Annotated in this window: 14 protein-coding genes and 1 tRNA gene; 9 read left to right on the top strand and 6 right to left on the bottom strand. The window is 73.2% G+C overall.

Going from position 1 to position 16,907, the window contains the following annotated elements; all coding sequences use genetic code 11:
* Nucleotides 1-52: 52 nt before the first annotated feature.
* Nucleotides 53-646: a histidine phosphatase family protein gene (locus tag ACF088_RS10955; protein WP_392375309.1), complete on the bottom strand. Its 594-nt coding sequence runs from the start codon at nt 644-646 to the stop codon at nt 53-55.
* A 313-nt stretch (nt 647-959) separates the two neighbouring features.
* Between ACF088_RS10955 and ACF088_RS10950 the strand changes: the two genes are divergently transcribed.
* From ACF088_RS10950 to ACF088_RS10925, 6 genes are all read left to right on the top strand, one after another.
* On the top strand, nt 960-2,291 hold the full coding sequence (locus tag ACF088_RS10950) for a hypothetical protein (RefSeq protein WP_392375307.1): 1,332 nt from the start codon (nt 960-962) through the stop codon (nt 2,289-2,291).
* Nucleotides 2,282-3,832 (top strand): hypothetical protein, encoded by a 1,551-nt coding sequence (locus ACF088_RS10945; RefSeq protein ID WP_392375306.1) that lies wholly within the window; start codon nt 2,282-2,284, stop codon nt 3,830-3,832. The genes ACF088_RS10950 and ACF088_RS10945 overlap by 10 nt, the downstream gene beginning before the upstream one ends.
* 40 nt (nt 3,833-3,872) lie before the next feature.
* Nucleotides 3,873-5,273 (top strand): AAA domain-containing protein, encoded by a 1,401-nt coding sequence (locus ACF088_RS10940; RefSeq protein WP_392375305.1) that lies wholly within the window; start codon nt 3,873-3,875, stop codon nt 5,271-5,273.
* A gap of 158 nt (nt 5,274-5,431) precedes the next feature.
* Complete coding sequence (locus tag ACF088_RS10935) at nt 5,432-5,815, top strand: hypothetical protein (RefSeq protein ID WP_392375304.1); 384 nt, start codon at nt 5,432-5,434, stop codon at nt 5,813-5,815.
* A gap of 188 nt (nt 5,816-6,003) precedes the next feature.
* Nucleotides 6,004-6,642 (top strand): bifunctional DNA primase/polymerase, encoded by a 639-nt coding sequence (locus ACF088_RS10930; RefSeq protein ID WP_392375303.1) that lies wholly within the window; start codon nt 6,004-6,006, stop codon nt 6,640-6,642.
* A 56-nt stretch (nt 6,643-6,698) separates the two neighbouring features.
* Nucleotides 6,699-6,772 (top strand) — tRNA-Lys (locus tag ACF088_RS10925).
* Between the two features lie 117 nt (nt 6,773-6,889).
* Here ACF088_RS10925 and ACF088_RS10920 read toward each other — a convergent pair.
* Nucleotides 6,890-8,131: a M6 family metalloprotease domain-containing protein gene (locus tag ACF088_RS10920; RefSeq protein ID WP_392375587.1), complete on the bottom strand. Its 1,242-nt coding sequence runs from the start codon at nt 8,129-8,131 to the stop codon at nt 6,890-6,892.
* 361 nt (nt 8,132-8,492) lie between these two features.
* Between ACF088_RS10920 and ACF088_RS10915 the strand changes: the two genes are divergently transcribed.
* Nucleotides 8,493-10,310: a putative bifunctional diguanylate cyclase/phosphodiesterase gene (locus ACF088_RS10915; RefSeq protein ID WP_392375301.1), complete on the top strand. Its 1,818-nt coding sequence runs from the start codon at nt 8,493-8,495 to the stop codon at nt 10,308-10,310.
* Between the two features lie 62 nt (nt 10,311-10,372).
* Here ACF088_RS10915 and ACF088_RS10910 read toward each other — a convergent pair whose 3' ends face one another.
* From ACF088_RS10910 to ACF088_RS10900, 3 genes are all read right to left on the bottom strand, one after another.
* Nucleotides 10,373-11,506: an LLM class flavin-dependent oxidoreductase gene (locus ACF088_RS10910; RefSeq protein ID WP_392375299.1), complete on the bottom strand. Its 1,134-nt coding sequence runs from the start codon at nt 11,504-11,506 to the stop codon at nt 10,373-10,375.
* Nucleotides 11,507-11,576: 70 nt separating this feature from the next.
* On the bottom strand, nt 11,577-12,320 hold the full coding sequence (locus ACF088_RS10905) for a decarboxylase (RefSeq protein ID WP_392375298.1): 744 nt from the start codon (nt 12,318-12,320) through the stop codon (nt 11,577-11,579).
* 281 nt (nt 12,321-12,601) lie between these two features.
* Nucleotides 12,602-13,516 (bottom strand): decarboxylase, encoded by a 915-nt coding sequence (locus ACF088_RS10900; RefSeq protein ID WP_392375297.1) that lies wholly within the window; start codon nt 13,514-13,516, stop codon nt 12,602-12,604.
* A gap of 208 nt (nt 13,517-13,724) precedes the next feature.
* Here ACF088_RS10900 and ACF088_RS10895 point away from each other — a divergent pair, with 208 nt between their 5' ends.
* Together ACF088_RS10895 and ACF088_RS10890 are read left to right on the top strand one after the other, a co-directional pair.
* Nucleotides 13,725-14,690, top strand: a complete 966-nt coding sequence (locus tag ACF088_RS10895) for a D-2-hydroxyacid dehydrogenase (protein WP_392375296.1) — start codon at nt 13,725-13,727, stop codon at nt 14,688-14,690.
* Nucleotides 14,691-14,770: 80 nt separating this feature from the next.
* Nucleotides 14,771-16,192, top strand: coding sequence for an amidase (locus ACF088_RS10890; RefSeq protein ID WP_392375295.1), 1,422 nt, complete (start codon nt 14,771-14,773; stop codon nt 16,190-16,192).
* 105 nt (nt 16,193-16,297) lie between these two features.
* Here ACF088_RS10890 and ACF088_RS10885 read toward each other — a convergent pair whose 3' ends face one another.
* Nucleotides 16,298-16,801 carry a DUF3830 family protein gene (locus ACF088_RS10885; protein WP_392375294.1) on the bottom strand — a complete coding sequence of 168 codons (504 nt, stop codon included), beginning with the start codon at nt 16,799-16,801 and terminating at the stop codon, nt 16,298-16,300.
* Nucleotides 16,802-16,907: the final 106 nt, after the last annotated feature.

Here is a 16,907-nt window from a genome sequence, read left to right as displayed (position 1 = left end):
CGTGCGGGGTCCGTGCGGGGTCCGTGCGGGGTCCGTGCGGGTGCCGCGACCGTCAGCCGAGGTGCCCGGTGTCGTTCCAGCGCTCGATCGCCGGTTCTCCGTAGGCCCAGCCGAGCGCCGACAGGGAGGTCGGCTCCAGCCGGATCCGGGCGGCGAAGGAGACGTCCAGGCCCAGCCAGCGGGCGCCCAGGGCGCGCAGGATGTGGCCGTGCGCGAAGACCAGCACGTCGCGGTCGGCCGACCGCGCCCAGTCGACGACGTCGTCCGCCCGCGCGGCGACCTCGGCGAGCGTCTCGCCCTCCGGCACACCGTCGCGCCAGATGAGCCAGTCCGGCCGCCCCGACTTGATCTCGGCCGGCGTCAGACCTTCGTACGCGCCGTAGTCGAACTCCATCAGCGCGTCCCACGGCCGGGCCCGGTCGCCGAAACCGGCCAGCTCGCAGGACTCCTTGGCGCGCACCAGGGGGCTGGTGCGGACCTCGACGCCCGGCAGGCCGTCCCAGGGGGCGCGGTGCAGCCGCTCGCCCAGCAGCTTGGCGCCGCGCCGGCCCTCGTCCAGCAGCGGGACGTCCGTACGGCCGGTGTGCCTGCCGGACCGGGACCACTCGGTCTGCCCGTGCCTGGCCAGGAATATGCGCGGTGCCATGGTCGTACCTCTCGCCGGCTTCTCGGCTGGTCGTTCTCGGTGCGGGCGGCGTCGACCGCGGGCCTTCCATCATCGCGCATCGGGTCGTTTTGTCCCCGGCCGGGGAGGCCGCCCTGCCCCTGCACCGGCGGCGGCGTCCTGTGCACGGCCGGGAGTGCCGTCCGGCCGGGTCCGGGCCGGGGCCGGGCCGGGGGGCTGCGCGGGACCTGCCCGCGGGCGGCGAGGGACACGCCGGGACCGCGCTGCCGTACAGCGTACGGGCGGCGGCCGGGAGCGGTGTCCGCCGGCGGCCGGTCCGTGGGTGGTCCCCCGTATGTCGGTGCCGGATGCGAGACTTCCGCGGGTGAACGTTTTCCGCGACAGCCGCCCCGCACCGGCCGTCCCCTCGGCCGAGCCGCCGACGGCACCGCCGAGCCTGCCGCCGGAGGCGGCTCCCCTCGTGCGCCGGGCCAGGCTCACCGAGCTGCGCGGCCCCGGCGTACACCCCCGCCCCCTCGACGCCCGTGCGCTGGCCGCGCTGGCCGCCAACCCCGGCTGCCACCGCCGTGCGCTGCTGGACGGCGCGGGCATCGACAAGGGCGCGCTGGCCCAGGCGCTGGGCTCCCCCGCGGCGTACGGCCAGTCCCAGTTCGCCCTCGTCCGCGGCAATGCCTTCGAGGCCCGGGTGAAGGCCGACGGCGGCACGGAACTGCTGCGGCTGCTGCACGAGCGGCTGGCGCCCGGCACCCCGGCGCCCGTGCCCGAGGAGGTCGCCGCCCCGGATCTGTCCGCGGCCGGGCCCGAGGGCCGGGCGGCGCGTACGGCACTGGCGCTGCGCGACGCGACCGCGGCCGGCGGCTGGGCGCTGCTCGACCACCCGATGCTGGCCGTCGAGGTGGCCGGCTCGCCCGCCTATGTGGAGCCGGATGCGGTGGTGGTGCATCCGGACGGCAGCTGGACGGTCGTCGAGATCAAGTCCTTCCCGATGATCGACGGTTCGGCGGACGCCGCCAAGGTGGGCGCCGCGGCGCGGCAGGCGGCGGTGTACGTCCTTGCCCTGGAACCGGTGGCCCGGCACGCCGGCGCGCGCACCGGCCGCACGGTCCGGGTCCGCGACCGGGTGCTGCTGGTGTGCCCGAAGGACTTCTCCAACCTCCCCACGGCCGCCGCCGTCGACGTCCGCAAGCAACTGGCCACCACCCGGCGGCAACTGACCCGGCTCACCCGGATCGAGGAGATCGCCGCCGCCCTGCCCGCACAGACCACCTTCGACCTGCGGCTCGCGGACGACGGAAAGACGGCGACCCGCCCGCCCGAGGAACTGGCCGCGGCCGTCGAGGCGGTCGGCGCGGCCTACGCCCCCGAGTGCCTGGCCACCTGCGAGCTGGCCTTCCACTGCCGTGAGCACGCCCGTCAGGACGGCGCGGTGGAGGCGCTGGGGCGCGGCGTACGGGGCGAGTTGGGCGGCCTGCGCACCATCGAGGAGGTGCTGACGGCGGCCGGCCCCGGCGGGGCGGAACCTGCGGACCCGGGCGAAGCGGAGGACCCGGGCGAAGCGGAGGACCCGGCCGTGGTGGCGCTGCGCCGGGCCGCCGCGCTGCGCGCCGAGGCGCTGGCCGGCTCGGCCGTGCCGGCACCGCGAACTGAGGAGCCGGGATGTCGCTGATCGAGACGCTGGCCCGGATGGAGGCGGTCGCCGCGGGCCGGGCGCGGCCGCGCTGCACGGCCTTGCACCGCCATCTGTCCGAGCGCCCTTTGGTCTTCGTCCCGTTGACGACCGCGGGCGAGGCCGGCGCCCCGCTGGGCGCCCTGGTCGGCACGGACCGCGAGAAGCCGGTACTGCTGGCCGTTCCGCAGCCGCGCGACCGCGATCTGCGGTTCGCCTTCCTCGCCGAGCTGGCGGAGACGGTGCTGCCGTATGTGGACGGCTACGCGGACGCCATCGAGTGGGAGGAGCGCAAGGAGACCGACCCGGAGACCGGCAAGAAGGTCCCGGTACAGGTCGAACTGTGCGCGGACGCACCGCAGTTGATCGTGCCGAGCGCCGCGGGCATCGAATTCGTCCGGCTGCTGGGACGCTCGATGCGGTTTCGGCGCACGGCCGAGCAGGATCCGCAGGCGCCGTACCCCGCGCCGCCGCACGTCCCGCTGCTGGGCCGCTGGCTCACCCACTTCGGCGAGCGGGCGCGGGTCCCTGGCGCGAGCCTGCTGCTGTCCATGACGGGCCTGCTGACCCGCCACTGGGCGACCGGCCAGAGCGTGCTGGAGGACCAGCACCTGGGCGCGCTGCTCTCCTGGATCGACCCGCCGCCGGGGATGCCGGGCCGGGAGGCGGCCGAGCGCGCGGAGTCGGCACGCGACGCGGCGGGGCAGCTGCTGTGCCCGCCGGCCGGCCCGGCCACCGACCCGGCGTTCGACAACCGGCTGCTGGCCCCCGCGATGGCCCGCTACGACGCCGGCCTGCCGGGCGCCGAGGACGCCCTCCGCGCCCTGGTCGAGGGGCAGTTGCGGCCGGCCTGGGACGCCGTATGGCACGGTCTCGACCTGCTGCGGGCGCTCCCCGAGGGCGCCCGGGTCGCCGACCGCTGGAAGCGCGACCGCTGGTCGTACACGGCGCACCGCGACCGGGTGCGCGCCGGGGAGCCCCCGCAGCCCAAACAGGACGACGCGGTCACCGCCGCGCAGAAACTGTCCGCGCGGGAGACGGCCCAGGCCCAACTGGACGCCCAGGAGGCCCTGGACGATCCGTTGGTGATGGCGGGGCGGCGGCTGGCCGGCGAGGCGTTCCAGGGCACGGTCACCGCCGTCGAGATGGCCTTCTCCGAGGGCAAGCGGCCGATGCCGCGCCCGCTGGTCACGCTGCGGACGGCCGACCGCCCGCAGCTGTCCGAGGGCAGCAAGCTCTACCGCCCCCTGGCGGACGGCAAGACGCAGACCGCCGCCTACGTCGCGCCCGTGGCCGGGGAGCCCGGCGCCCTGGTGGTGCGGCTGACGGGCGGGATGGGGCGCGGGAAGACACCCGAGCCCGGTTCGGTGCCGGAGCCGGACGAGACGGTGTGCTGGACGCTGTTCGAACACGCCCCGCGCGGCGGCCCGGAGCTCCCGGACCCCGAGGACACCCCGTGGACCCACGGCGGCCCGCCGCCCGGCCCCGGGGACCTGCCGCACGACACCCCCGACCCCGTGACCACGGAGGACTTCCTGTGAACCGCCCCCGGCACCCGGCCGCCCCGGAGACCATTGCCGTATGACGGCCCCTCAGGAGTCCCCCGCACCCGCCCCGCCCCCCTCCCCCGGGGCCAAGAGCTTCGATCCGGCCGCCGCGGCCGCCGCGGCGACCGAAGCGATCCTGCACGACACGCTGCACGGCTCCCGGCGCGGTGTGGTCGTCGACTCCCCGCCCGGCGCCGGCAAGTCCACCCTCGTGGTGCGGGCGGCCCGCGAACTGGCCGCCGCCGGACGCCCGCTGATGGTGGTCGCGCAGACCAACGCCCAGGTCGACGACCTCGTGCTGCGACTCGCCGAGAAGGACCCCGCGCTGCCGGTCGGCCGGCTGCACAGCAGCGAGCCCGGCGCGTTCGACCCGGCGCTGGCCGAGCTGCCCGCGGTCCGTACGTCCGCGAAGGCCGCCGATCTGGCCGGGATGGACATCGTCGTCTCGACGGCGGCGAAATGGGCGTACACCAAGGTCGACGAGCCGTGGCGGCATGCCATCGTGGACGAGGCCTACCAGATGCGCTCCGATGCCCTGCTGAGCGTCGCCGGGCTCTTCGAGCGGGCGCTGTTCGTCGGCGACCCCGGTCAGCTGGACCCGTTCAGCGTGGTCGGTGCGGAGCAGTGGGCGGGGCTGGCGTACGACCCGTCCGCGAGCGCGGTGTCCACCCTCCTGGCCCACAACCCCGATCTGCCGCAGCACCGGCTGCCGGTGTCCTGGCGGCTGCCCGCTTCGGCCGCGCCGCTGGTCTCCGCCGCGTTCTACCCGTACACCCCGTTCCGCAGCGGCACCGGCCACGGCGACCGCCGGCTGGCGTTCGGGGTGCCGGGCGACGGCTCGGGGGTGGACCGCGTCCTGGACGAGGCCGCGGAGTCGGGCTGGGGCCTGCTGGAACTCCCCGCCCGCCGTACGCCGCGCACGGACCCGGAGGCGGTCCGGGCGGTGGCGCAGGTCGTGCGCCGGCTCCTGGACCGCGGGGGCGCCGCGACCAGCGAGGCCCGGCGGGGTCCGGACGGCGGGGCCGTCCCGGTGCCGCTCACGGCGGCCCGGATCGCGGTCGGCACGGCCCATCGCGACCAGGCGGCGGCCGTCCGCGCCGCGCTCGCCGAGCTGGGGGTGGCCGGGGTCGCGGTGGATACCGCCAACCGCCTCCAGGGCCGCGAGTTCGATGTCACGGTCGTCCTGCACCCGCTCTCCGGCCGCCCCGACGCCACAGAGTTCCATCTGGAGACCGGCCGGCTGTGTGTGCTCGCCTCCCGCCACCGGCACGCCTGCATCGTGGTCTGCCGGGCGGGCGTCGCCGACCTGCTGGACGAGCACCCCTCGACCGATCCGGTCCGCCTCGGTGTCACGGTCAAGTTCCCGGACGGCTGGGAGGCCCACCACGCCGTCCTCGCTCACCTGGCGGAACACCGGGTGGCGTGGCGTCCTTGAGGAGGCGTGCCGCCCTTGAGGAGGCATGGCGTCCTCAACGGCAGGGCGTCCCCCTCCCCTCGTCGGCCCGTGGAACGGAGGCGGCGGCGGACATCCGCGCCTGCCCCCTTGCGCGGGGCGGGACAATGGAATGCGGCACACGATCTGGAGGTAGGTACATGTCCGAGCCGCGACCGGCTCCCGACCCGCGCGGTACGGCGCCGGGACCACGGCGGATGAAGCCCGCGCAGCTGCTCTTCGAGCCGCCCGAGGCCGTCGCCGACCCCGAGCACTTCTTCGACCTGGAGTCGATGGAGGACCCGCGCGAGCTGCTCGGCCGCGCCACGGAGCTGGCGCTCGCCTTCCGTGCCGCGGCGGACCGCGCCACGGAGTTCCAGGCGCTGGCCGCCGCCCAGCTCGCCGACCCCAGCCGGTTCGACCGGCTGCCGCTGGCCACGCTCGCCGAGCAGGCGGAGTGGACCGAGGACTACGCGCAGAAAATGATCGAGTTCGGCCGCAGCCTGATGCGCAGCGGCAGCACCCTGCCGGGCGAGATGGACTGAGCGCCCCGGCCCCACCGGCCGCCCCGGGAATCACATCCGCACCACACGCCCCAACTACGGCTCATGGTCCATGATCATGAGCCGCTGGCATATGCAAGAGGCGCAAGATACCGGCTCCCGCGCCGTCCCGTCCCGCTTTCCGCCAATCAGCTCAGTCCGTACACGCCGCATGGGTAGACCTGTCCCCCATGAGCGACTGGCTGCCTGAGACCCCCCGCACCCTGGCCTTTCCCACCGCGGCGTACGTCACCCTCGCGGGCGCCGACTGGCTCGCCTCCGCCAGCCCCCACCCGGACGAGATGCACACCCTGTGGGCCACCCGTCCGGCCGCCCCCAGCGCACTGCCGTGCGGCACCGCTTTCGACGTGATCAACGCCCCGGCGCTCTTCGGGCGGCGCATGGTCGACCGTTTATGGTCCGACGGTCCCGGCTCGGGGCCGGTGGCGGCACACCGCGGCCGCATCCTGCTGTTCGCCGCCCCGGGGACGGCCCAGCGGCTGCCTGCGCTGCTCGTCTGGGAGGAGTGGGCCGCCGCCGTCCCCCCGCTGCTGTGCCACGGCAGCGGGGATGCGGTGACCGTCCCGCCCCTGCACCCCCGCCGGGCGGCCGCCGAGGACGTGCCTGCCGACGCCACCCCGTTCCCGGGCGCCGAGGACGTGGCCGGCCCGTCCGTCTCCCGCTGGCTGGTGGCTCCGGGCGTCCGCAATCCCTGGCTGCCCGGTCCGGACGTGCTGCTGTGGGCCTGTGTGCGCGCCGCCCGCTCCTTGGCCGGTCCCGGGCGGGAAACCACAGCTCAGCACCCCGTTTCGGCACTGACCGCGGGCTGAGACAAACCGATTTTTGTCCTCCCCGACCATGATGCTAATGTTTTCCCCGTCAGCAGGCGCCGCTAGCTCAGTTGGTTAGAGCAGCTGACTCTTAATCAGCGGGTCCGGGGTTCGAGTCCCTGGCGGCGCACAGACAGTCGAAGGCCTCCACTCCGGTGGGGGCCTTCGTCGTATGCCGGCCCGGCCCGTTTCCCGCCTGCCGTACGCCTCGCCTGCCGTACGCCTCGCTTCGGTCCGCCGTCGGGCGTCAGCCGCGCCCGACCTTGACCGCCCAGTCCCCGTCGGTCGTCCGTCCCGCGACCTGGATGCGCACGCCGTCCTGGGCGTCGTCCATGCTCTCCCCCACGCCCAGCGGCGCGTCCGCGAGCGGCGGGTAGACGGAGGTGCCCCCGCAGGCCGAGCTGCCCGGGTGCCCGTCGAGGACCTGCACCGGCCCCGATCCGGAAGGGGTCTTGCTCCGCACGCGGTAGACCAGGACACCTTCGGTGCACAGCGAGCGGTCGTTGCCCATGGCACCGCGTGCCTCGATGGCCAGTGCGCTGTCGGGCCCGGTACGGACCACCAGGAGCCGCGGCCGCCGCTGGGACCGGGGCTCCTCGGGGGCGGACAGGGTACGCAGCGAGTGCGGGGCGGGGCTGGTCAGATCGACGCAGTCAACCTGGCTGTCGGCGATCCAGCCCAGCTTCCACTTGTGCCAGGCGAAGGGGTCGGGCGCCAGACCGAACTGGCTGCCCATGAGGTCCCAGTCACCGACGTAGGTGTCCCAGTCGCCCTTGCCGCTCTCCGGCCGGTGATAGAGGTCCGGCAGGTCGAAGACGTGCCCGGTTTCGTGCGCGAGGACATTGCGGTCCGGCGGGCTCTGCTCGAAGACGGTGACGAACCGGCGCAGATCGCGGTCGTCGGCGTGCATCGGCTGTTCGAGGTTGACGACCTTGGTGGCGTCCGAGTCGACGCCGGGGGCATCCGGGTCGGCGACGAAATAGACCACGTCGTAACGGCCGAAGTCCACGGAAGGGTCGGCGGCGGCGACCGCGTCGCGCAGGTAGGCGGAGCGCCGTCCGGCGTCCCAGTCGCGCCGTATTCCGTAGGAGACGGACGGGCGGGGCATCCGGACCCAGTGGCGCTGGACGTGCGGACGCAGCCGGAACTTTCCGTACGAGGCGCGGTCGAAGAAGCCGGAGGTGGCGGGGAAGTAGGCCCGGGAGAGCTCCTGCGGGGCGGCGGACGGCCGGGCGTCCGGGAAGGACAGGAAGATCATGACGGCATTGAGCGGGCGGTCCGGGCGCGGATAGGCGCCGTTCCAGGTGTCGAGCCCCTCGGAGTGGTGCGCGTCGGTGCGCCCCAGGGCGCAGGAGAGGGCGGCCTCGGAGGCGGTGGCGGGTCCGGCGACGATGGAGGTCGCGATGAGCGCACTCAGAGAGGTGACGACGGCCGCGACGCGCCGCAGACGGCGGCGATCCACCCCGTCGGGTGTCCGGGCGCGCGGCACATCTACCTCCAGGGACGGATTCGGAGACCTCATCTACCCTGTGGCGATTTAATGCTATTCGTCCTGTTTTGCGGGTCCGGAAGAGTGATCGGCGTGCCTTCATCGCTTCGTAACGGAAAGTCACAAACAGCCAATGGGGCATTCGGTACGAACAGAGCCGGGCAGAAATGGCTGAAGTTCCGTCATGCGGCCGGACGATCACGGCTGCGTCGCTGGCTCGGCCGTTGCGCCAGCCTCTATGATCGCCACACTTTCCAGCGCGAGATCCACCCTTCATCACGAGACAAGCGCCATGCGGGAGCGAGCAGTGAGCGGACACCCCGACAGTCCGGGCCGCACGCCCGGAGCGACGCTTCCCTCAGTGACGGAGCGTAATGGTACGACCAATGCATCGGCCGACGCCCGGCACACCCCGGCCGGCGGCCGCTGCGACGACACCGCGGCCTCGCTCGGCGACTACCGCGCCACCTTCCACGCCGCGCGGCTGGCGATGGCCGTCCTCAACCGCGACGGCCTGGTCCTCGCCGCCAACTCCGCCTTCGGGGAACTGGTCGGCGCCGACCCGGCCGAGCTGGTCGCCGCCACCGCGGCGGACCTCACCGACCTCGGCGCCGACCCGCTGGTGTGGACCGCCTACCGCGAGGTGCTGTGCGGCCGCAGCGACCGGCTGCGCTGCACCCGCCGCCTCAAGCACCCCGAGGGGCACTCCATCTGGGTGGAAGTCACCGTCGAGCCGCTGACGCCGGAACCGCTCAGCGGCGAGGAGCGGATGCTGCTGTCGGTGGCGGACATCAGCGACCGGCACGATCTGCTGGCCCGGCTGCGGCATCTGCAGATGCACGATCCGGTGACCCGGCTGCCCAACCGGGCGCTGTTCTTCGAGCGGGTCTCCGCCGCGCTGGAGACCGCCTCCTTCGCACCGTCCGGCACCGGCCGGATCGGGCTGTGCTACCTCGACCTGGACGGCTTCAAGGCCGTCAACGACACCCTCGGGCACCGCGTCGGCGACCGGCTGCTGAGTGCGGTGGCCCAGCGGCTGACGCGCTGCGCGGAGAACGCGGCGGACCGCGGCGCGGGCCGGGCGGGGCATCTCGTCGCGCGACTGGGCGGTGACGAGTTCGCTCTTTTGGTGGAGGACTCCACCGGCACCGACCAGCTGGCCGAGCTGGCCCAGTCCGTCCTGGACGCACTGCAGCGCCCGTTCGACCTGGCGGGGCAGCGGCTGTCGGTGTCGGCGAGCATCGGCGTCGTGGAGCGGACCGCCACCGGCACCACCGCGACCGGCCTGATGCAGGCCGCGGACACCACGCTGTACTGGGCGAAGGAGGACGGCAAGGCCCGCTGGACGCTCTTCGACCCGGAGCGCAACGCCCACCGGATGACCCGGCAGGCACTCTCCAGCACCCTGCGGCCGGCCGTGGACCGCGGCGAATTCACCCTGGAGTACCAGCCGCTGGTCGGGCTGGACGACGGCCGGGCGCAAGGGGTGGAGGCGCTGGTGCGCTGGCGGCACCCGCAGTTCGGGACACTGTCGCCGAATCGGTTCATCGCCCTGGCGGAGGAGAACGGCGCGATCGTCGAGCTGGGCCGCTGGGTCCTGGAGCGGGCCTGCCACCAGGCACGGGCCTGGCAGCTGGCGCACCCCGGCCAGCCGCTGTTCGTCAGCGTCAATGTGGCCGTACGTCAGGTGTGGGACTCCGACCTGGTCGCGGACGTCGCCGGGATCCTCGCCGAGACCGGGCTACCGCCGCGGCTGCTGCAGCTGGAGCTGACCGAGTCGGCCGTGATGGGCTCGGCCGGCCGGCCGCTGCAGGCCCTCCAGGCGCTGAGCGACATGGGCGTACGGATCGCCATCGACGACTTCGGCACCGGCTACTCCAACCTCGCCTACCTCAGCCGCCTCCCGGTGTCCGTACTGAAGCTGGACGGCTCCTTCGTCCGCGGCTTCCGCTCGCAGGAGCACCCCAACCCGGCGGACGAGATGATCGTGGAGGCGCTGGTGGCGCTGGCGCACCGGCTCGGCCTCACGGTCACCGCCGAGTGCGTGGAGAGCGCCGAGCAGGCCGAGCGGCTCCGCCGGATCGGCTGCGACACCGGGCAGGGCTGGCTCTACTCCCGTCCCGTGGCCCCCGACCGGGTCGAGGCCCTGCTCGACGCGGGCCGGCACACCGGCGCCTGAGCGCCCCCGCGTACGCGGAGCAGGCGCTCGCCGGTCCGGCCGCAACCACCAGCTACGAAGCCCTACCCCGGCAGCCCGTACGCGTCCGCGATCAGCTCGTACGAGCGCAGCCGGGCCGGGCCGCCGTGGGCATTGGCGGTGATCATCAGTTCGTCGGCGCCGGTGCGCTTGGCGAGATCGTCCAGGCCCTGGCGGACGGCGTCCGGGGTGCCGTGGACGACATTGCCGAGCCAGTTGTCGACAAAGCCCCGCTCCACCTCGCTGAAGGGGTACGCCTCGGCCTCCTCGGGGCTCGGGACCAGGCCGGGGCGGCCGCTGCGCAGCCGGACCATGGAGAGCGCGCCGGTCAGCACCTGACGGCGGGCCTCCCGCTCCTCCTCGGCGGCCAGCGCCGCGACCCCGATCAGCGCATACGGCTCCGACAGCACCTCGGAGGGGCGGAAGGAGGCGCGGTAGAGGTCCAGCGCCGGGACGGTGTTGGCCGCGGAGAAGTGGTGCGCGAAGGCGAACGGCAGACCGAGGGAGCCGGCGAGCCGCGCGCTGAAGCCGGAGGAGCCCAGCAGCCACAGAGGCGGCCGGTGCCGGGACTGGACGCCGCCGGGCGAGGTGGCCTGGACCGGGCCGGGGACCGCGTGGATCCTGGCGTAGGGGTGGCCGTCGGGGAAGGAGTCGTCGAGGAAGCGGGTCAACTCGGCCAACTGCTGGGGGAAATCGTCCGCGCCCTCGTGCAGCCGCTCGGTCCGGCGCAGCGCCGCGGCAGTGGCGCCGTCCGTGCCCGGCGCGCGGCCCAGGCCCAGATCAACCCGGCCGGGAGCCATCGCCTCCAGGGTGCCGAACTGCTCGGCGATCACCAGCGGGGCGTGGTTGGGGAGCATGACGCCGCCGGACCCGAGACGGATGCGTTCGGTGTGGGCGGCGAGGTGGGCGAGCAGCACGGCGGGCGAGGAGGAGGCGACGCCGGGCATGGAGTGGTGCTCGGCGACCCAGTAGCGGTGGAAGCCGCGGCGTTCGGCCGTCCGGGCGATGTCGACGGCCGTACGGACCGCATCGGAAGCGGTGTGGCCGGCGCCGACCGTCACCAGGTCGAGCACCGACAGGGGGACCGGAGCGGTGCCCGGTGCCACGCCCCGTATCCCGTCGCCGCTGTCGCGGGCCGCCTCGTCGCTGCCCCGGGTCTGGTCGTTCTCGCCGCTCACGGTGCGGGTCCTCCTCGCGTCGGTGGTCTGCGAGGAGGACAACCGGAGACGTTCTCCACTTATTCCCGGGTCAGATCGGAGGTGCTCCCTGGACGTGCGCCGTCCGCGAGAAGAGGGTGCCCAGCACCGGGCAGGACATCGTGCGGTCGAGCAGCCGCAGCCCTTCCCAGACCGTCACCTGATTGGCGGTGAGCACCGGCTTGCGCAGCTCCGCTTCGAGGGCCGGCAGATGTTCGGCGGTGTGCAGTGCGGTGTCCGGCAGCAGCACCACCTCGGCGTCGGGATGGTCGCCCGCCCGGGCGAGCGCCAGCACCTCCTCGCTGCCCCAGGTGCCGACCTCGGCGGCGGTGATGATCCCGCTCCCGCGGGTCGAGACGACCTCCGTACCGGCGGACTTCAAGAACGCGTGGAAGCGCTCGGCCACATCGTCGGGGTAGGTGGCGGCGATCGCCACCCGCCGGGCCCCGAGCGCCTGGATGGCATGGGCGAAGGCGAAGGAGGTACTGGAGGCGGGCAGGCCGGCCGTGACGGACAGCTCCCGGACCTGTTCATGGGCGCCCTCCCAGCCGAAGACGAAGCTGGCGCTCGTACAGGCCCAGACGACCGCCTCGGCGCCACGTTCCTTGAGCTCGTCGACACCGGCCGCCAGCCGCCCGGCGGAGCCCATCTCCAGCAGCGCGTCGACCCGGTGGGCGTCCTCGCCGATGTCGGTGTGGACGAGCGGCAGAGGGACCGCGCCGCCCAGGAGCGATTCGAGCCGGGGGTAGTCATCCTCCGCGGAGTAGCCGGGGTAGAGGAAGCCGACCGATGCCATGCAGTTCTCCCTTGCGTGTACGGCTGCGGGTGCAGGGGCGTTTTTGGAGACGGGTGCGTTCGTGGAGAGCAGGTGCGTTCGTGGAGACGGGTGCGTTCGAGGAGACGGGTGCACTCGTGGAACAAGTGCATGCGTCGATGCGGGTGCATTCGTCGATGCGGGTGAATGCGGCAATGCGAGTGCCTTCACCGGGTGGTGCCGGGAGGTGCGGAAGGGGCGCTGCCGGCGCGTGGGACCACACCGGCAGCATCCGTGGTGGTGCGGGCGGGTGCGGACCCGCCTCACACCGGGGGCAGACCTCCCGTGTCCTCGGGTGGATAGGGCGGGGGTTCCAGACCGTCGAGGGCCTCCCCGTCCGGTACCGCGGCGGATCCGGCGAAGGCGGCCTCGGGGGTCGCCCGCGTAAGGCCTTCGCCCGGTTCCACAGGGTCCGATCCGGTCATCGCGGCCGGACCGCGGCGCGCCACCGGATCGAGCAGCGCCTGGTACGGGCCGACCGCCTGGACGCCGATGGCGCGCAGCGCCGCCCACATCGTGACCTGATTGGCGGACAGCACCGGCATCCGCAGTTCGGCCTCCAGCTGTGGGATGACGTCGTAGGTCGGCAGATTCGTACAGCTGATGAAGAGGGCATCGGCGGAGCCGACGACGGCCGCGCGGGCCATGTCGACGACGTCGCGGTACGGCACCTTCCAGATGTGCCGGGTCAGGCCGAGGTAGGCGCGGCCGGTGACCGTGATGCCTGCTTCACCGAGGTAGTCCTCCAGGGAGTCGGTGACCGATTTCGTGTAGGGCGTGACCACGGCGATGCGCCGTGCGCCGATCTCGCGCAGCGCTTCGATCAATGCGCCCGATGTCGTGAGGGAGGGAACCTCCCCCGCCTGGGCCATGGCGGCGCACATGGCCCGCTCGCCCGCCACCCCGGCGACAAAGCTGCCGGATGTGCAGGCATAGGAGATGACCTGCGGTGATACCGCGCACAACGCCTGGACGGCGGCGTGCAGCGTTTCGTGCTCGCTGACCAGACGGGCCAGATCGAGGCTGACCTCGACGGGCACAAAAGGGGTGCGGGTGAGGTGGAGGGACACGTCGTCGGGGACCCAGCGCCACAGCTCTCTGTCGAGAGCGAAGTCGAAGGGAGCGACGACGCCCACGCCGAGCTGCGGCTGTGGGCCACCCAGAAAAGAGACGTCCATGAAGGCCCCTAGAACAAAAACGAAGGGCTGGGATGGCCAGGCCAGTGGCCGGGGATGAGGTGCAGCCGGATCAAGCCGGGACGTCGGAACAGTGCCGTTGTTGACACGGTAGATACGACTTCTTAGCGTGGTCAATCCTCGCATCCCAGGCATCTGTCGGCGCCCCTTTCCATGGAAAGGGACTCACGTTTCAGAACGGTTTCTGGCTATGTCCGAAAGCACCGTCCTCGTCCTCGGTTCCGACCCGCCGCCGAAGCTCGACCGGCTCGCCGGCCGGGCTCGGGTGATCTTCACCGATGAGGACTCGCTCGCTGACCGACTCCCCTCCGCCGACGTGCTGTTGGCCTGGGATTTCACCTCCGATGCGATCCGCAGAGCCTGGCCGGAGAAGGGCCCCAGGCCCCGCTGGGTGCACACCGCCAGCGCGGGTGTGGACCAGCTGCTGTGCCCGGCGCTGATCGCCGACGACACGTGGGTGACCAATGCCCGGGGGGTTTTCGAGCAGCCGATCGCCGAGTATGTGGCCGGGCTGGTGATCGCCATGGCCAAGGACTTCTACGGAAGTTGGGAGCTGCAGCGGCAGCGGCGCTGGCAGCACCGCGAGACCCTGCGGCTGGCCGGCAGCCGGGCCGTCGTGGTGGGCTCCGGGCCGATCGGCCGGGCCATCGGCACCACCCTCCTGGCACTGGGTGTCAAGGTCGATCTGGTCGGCCGCCGGGAGCGCTCGGACGACCCGGAATTCGGCCTCGTCCATGCGAGTGACGCACTGAACGGCCTCCTGCCCCAGGCGGATTGGGTGGTCTGCGCGGCGCCCCTGACCGAGGCCACCCGCGGCCTGTTCGACAAGGCGGCGTTCTCCCGGATGTCGCCGCGGGCCCGGTTCATCAACATCGGGCGCGGGCCGCTGGTCGTCGAGGACGCCCTGGTGGCGGCGCTGCGCGAGTGGCGGATCGCGGCGGCGGCGCTGGACGTCTTCGAGCAGGAGCCGCTCGCCACGGACAGCCCGCTGTGGGACGTCCCGCATCTGATCATCTCGCCCCATATGAGTGGCGACACCCTGGGCTGGCGGGACGCCCTCGCCGAGCAGTTCCAGGACAACTTCGACCAGTGGTCGGCCGGCAAGCCGCTGCACAACCTCGTCGACAAGCGGCTCGGGTACGTACCGGTGAAGTGACGGCGCCGGCTGCCGGACCCAGGCGCGGCACCCCGCCCCCGCCGCCGTCCCGCTCGGGGCGGCCGATGCTCGGAGGACGTATGACCACCGAACCGACCCACCTCGCCGACCTCACCGCCACCCGGCTCACGGCCGGGTACGCGGCCGGCGAATTCTCTCCCGTCGAAGCGGTCCGGGCGGTGCTGGAGCGCGCCGAGGCCGCACAGGCCGCGACGAACTGCTTCACCCGGATCGACCCGGACGAGGCGCTGTCGGCCGCCAAGGAAGCGGAGGAACGCTGGCGGGCCGGTACGCCTGCCGGACCGGTGGACGGGGTGCCCGTCACCGTCAAGGACCTGATCCTCACCCGGGGCGTCCCGACGCTGCGCGGTTCGCGGACGGTGCGGGCCGAGGGCCCGTGGGAGGAGGATGCCCCGTCGGTCGCCCGGCTGCGGGAGTCCGGGGCGGTGTTCGTCGGCAAGACCACCACCCCGGAGTTCGGCTGGAAGGGCGTCACCGACAGTCCACGGCACGGGGTGACGGGCAATCCGTACGACCCGGGGCGCACCGCGGGCGGCTCCAGCGGCGGCAGTGCGGCGGCGGTGGCGCTGGGCGCCGGGCCGCTGAGTCTGGGGACGGACGGCGGCGGTTCGGTCCGCATCCCGGCGTCGTTCTGCGGGATCTTCGCCCTCAAGGCGACCTACGGGCGGGTGCCGCTGTATCCGGCGAGCCCGTTCGGGACGCTGGCGCATGTCGGGCCGATGACCCGGGACGCGGCGGACGCGGCGCTGATGATGGAGGTGATCTGCGGCGCGGACTGGCGGGACTGGTCCCAGCTCGGCCCGGCCGGCGGGTCGTTCCGGGAGGCGCTGGCGGGTCCGGTCTCCGGGCTGCGGGTGGCCTACAGCCCGTCACTCGGCTGGGAGGTGCCGGTGGCCCCGGAGGTCGCCGCGGCGGTCCGGAGGGCCGTCGACACGCTGGCCGGGCTCGGCGCGTCCGTCGAGGAGATCGACCCGGGCATCGCGGACCCGGTGGAGGCCTTCCACACGCTGTGGTTCAGCGGTGCGGCCCGGGTGGTGCAGCATCTGGACGACGCGGACCGGGCGCTGCTCGATCCGGGGCTCCAGGAGATCTGCGAGCAGGGCGCCCGCTACAGCGCGCTGGACTATCTGGCCGCGGTCGATACCCGTATGGCGCTCGGTCAGGCCATGGGGCGCTTCCACAGCGCCTACGACCTGCTGGTGACCCCGACCGAGCCGATCACCGCCTTCGCGGCGGGCGTCGAGGTACCGCCCGGGTCCGGCCACACCCGCTGGACGGGCTGGACGCCGTTCACCTACCCGTTCAACCTCACCCAGCAGCCGGCCGCGACGCTGCCCTGCGGGGTGGACGGCGACGGGATGCCGATCGGCGTCCAGCTGGTCGGTGCGCGGCACGCGGACGCGCTGGTGCTGCGCGCCGCGCACGCCCTCTACGAAGCGGGGACCGCGGAGATCCCCGCACCTCCTGCCCCCAGGGGCTGACCACGGCGTCCCGTCGTCCGCCTGCGGGCGGACGACGCAGACGACGCGGACGACGCGGACGACGCGGACGACGCGGACGACGCGGACGACAGGAGAGTGATCACGCTACCGGGCCCGCCGGAAGTTGAGGGTCTCCCCCAGGGCTCCGGCCCGCCACAGGTCCTGACAGGCGTCGGCCATCCGGTCCAGGCCGTCGACGACACTGCCCCACACGATGCCCGGCACCCAGCCCGCGTCACCGTTGATCAGCAGATTGTTGCGCTCGTAGAACAGCGCAAGGTCGACAACGGTGGCGCGGCCCTGGTGTTCGGCCTGGGACTCGTAACCGTAGGACTTCGTACCCAGTTGGGTGTCGGTGAAGGTGAAGTAGCACAGATCGCCGGGGATCGGGGTGATCGTCGGGTTCTCCAGCGGCGGCTCCTCCGGAGCGAACGGCGGGAGCAGGGCGTAGATCTCGTTGCGGGCGTATTTGGCGTGATAGACGTCGCCGCCCAGCGGGAGCGCGTCCCATACGGCATTGCAGGTGATCGGCGCGCGGTCGTCGAGCAACTTGGCCGTGCAGCTCACGCCGCGCTTGTCCAGGGAGACTTCGATGAAGCGATCGGTCATGCCCCGATCGTAGGTGGGCAATACCGGCGTACGGAACAACTCCGGGGCGCTTCTATCAAGGGCTGGAAACGATTGGCATAGGTGTCACGCGTTCGGGTAGCCGCGC

This window comes from Streptomyces sp. NPDC015125 (genome assembly GCF_043080045.1).
Lineage (GTDB): Bacteria > Actinomycetota > Actinomycetes > Streptomycetales > Streptomycetaceae > Streptomyces.
Note: the sequence above shows the minus strand (reverse complement) of the source record. Positions and strands in the feature narration are given on the sequence as shown.

Excerpts from the sequence above, each read along its gene's own strand:
- ACF088_RS10955 (WP_392375309.1), bottom strand. The coding sequence starts at position 646 with ATGGCACCGCGCATATTCCTGGCCAGGCACGGGCAGACCGAGTGGTCC.
- ACF088_RS10950 (WP_392375307.1), top strand. The coding sequence starts at position 960 with ATGTCGGTGCCGGATGCGAGACTTCCGCGGGTGAACGTTTTCCGCGAC.
- ACF088_RS10945 (WP_392375306.1), top strand. The coding sequence starts at position 2,282 with ATGTCGCTGATCGAGACGCTGGCCCGGATGGAGGCGGTCGCCGCGGGC.
- ACF088_RS10940 (WP_392375305.1), top strand. The coding sequence starts at position 3,873 with ATGACGGCCCCTCAGGAGTCCCCCGCACCCGCCCCGCCCCCCTCCCCC.
- ACF088_RS10935 (WP_392375304.1), top strand. The coding sequence starts at position 5,432 with ATGTCCGAGCCGCGACCGGCTCCCGACCCGCGCGGTACGGCGCCGGGA.
- ACF088_RS10930 (WP_392375303.1), top strand. The coding sequence starts at position 6,004 with ATGAGCGACTGGCTGCCTGAGACCCCCCGCACCCTGGCCTTTCCCACC.
- ACF088_RS10905 (WP_392375298.1), bottom strand. The coding sequence starts at position 12,320 with ATGGCATCGGTCGGCTTCCTCTACCCCGGCTACTCCGCGGAGGATGAC.
- ACF088_RS10900 (WP_392375297.1), bottom strand. The coding sequence starts at position 13,516 with ATGGACGTCTCTTTTCTGGGTGGCCCACAGCCGCAGCTCGGCGTGGGC.
- ACF088_RS10895 (WP_392375296.1), top strand. The coding sequence starts at position 13,725 with ATGTCCGAAAGCACCGTCCTCGTCCTCGGTTCCGACCCGCCGCCGAAG.
- ACF088_RS10890 (WP_392375295.1), top strand. The coding sequence starts at position 14,771 with ATGACCACCGAACCGACCCACCTCGCCGACCTCACCGCCACCCGGCTC.
- ACF088_RS10885 (WP_392375294.1), bottom strand. The coding sequence starts at position 16,801 with ATGACCGATCGCTTCATCGAAGTCTCCCTGGACAAGCGCGGCGTGAGC.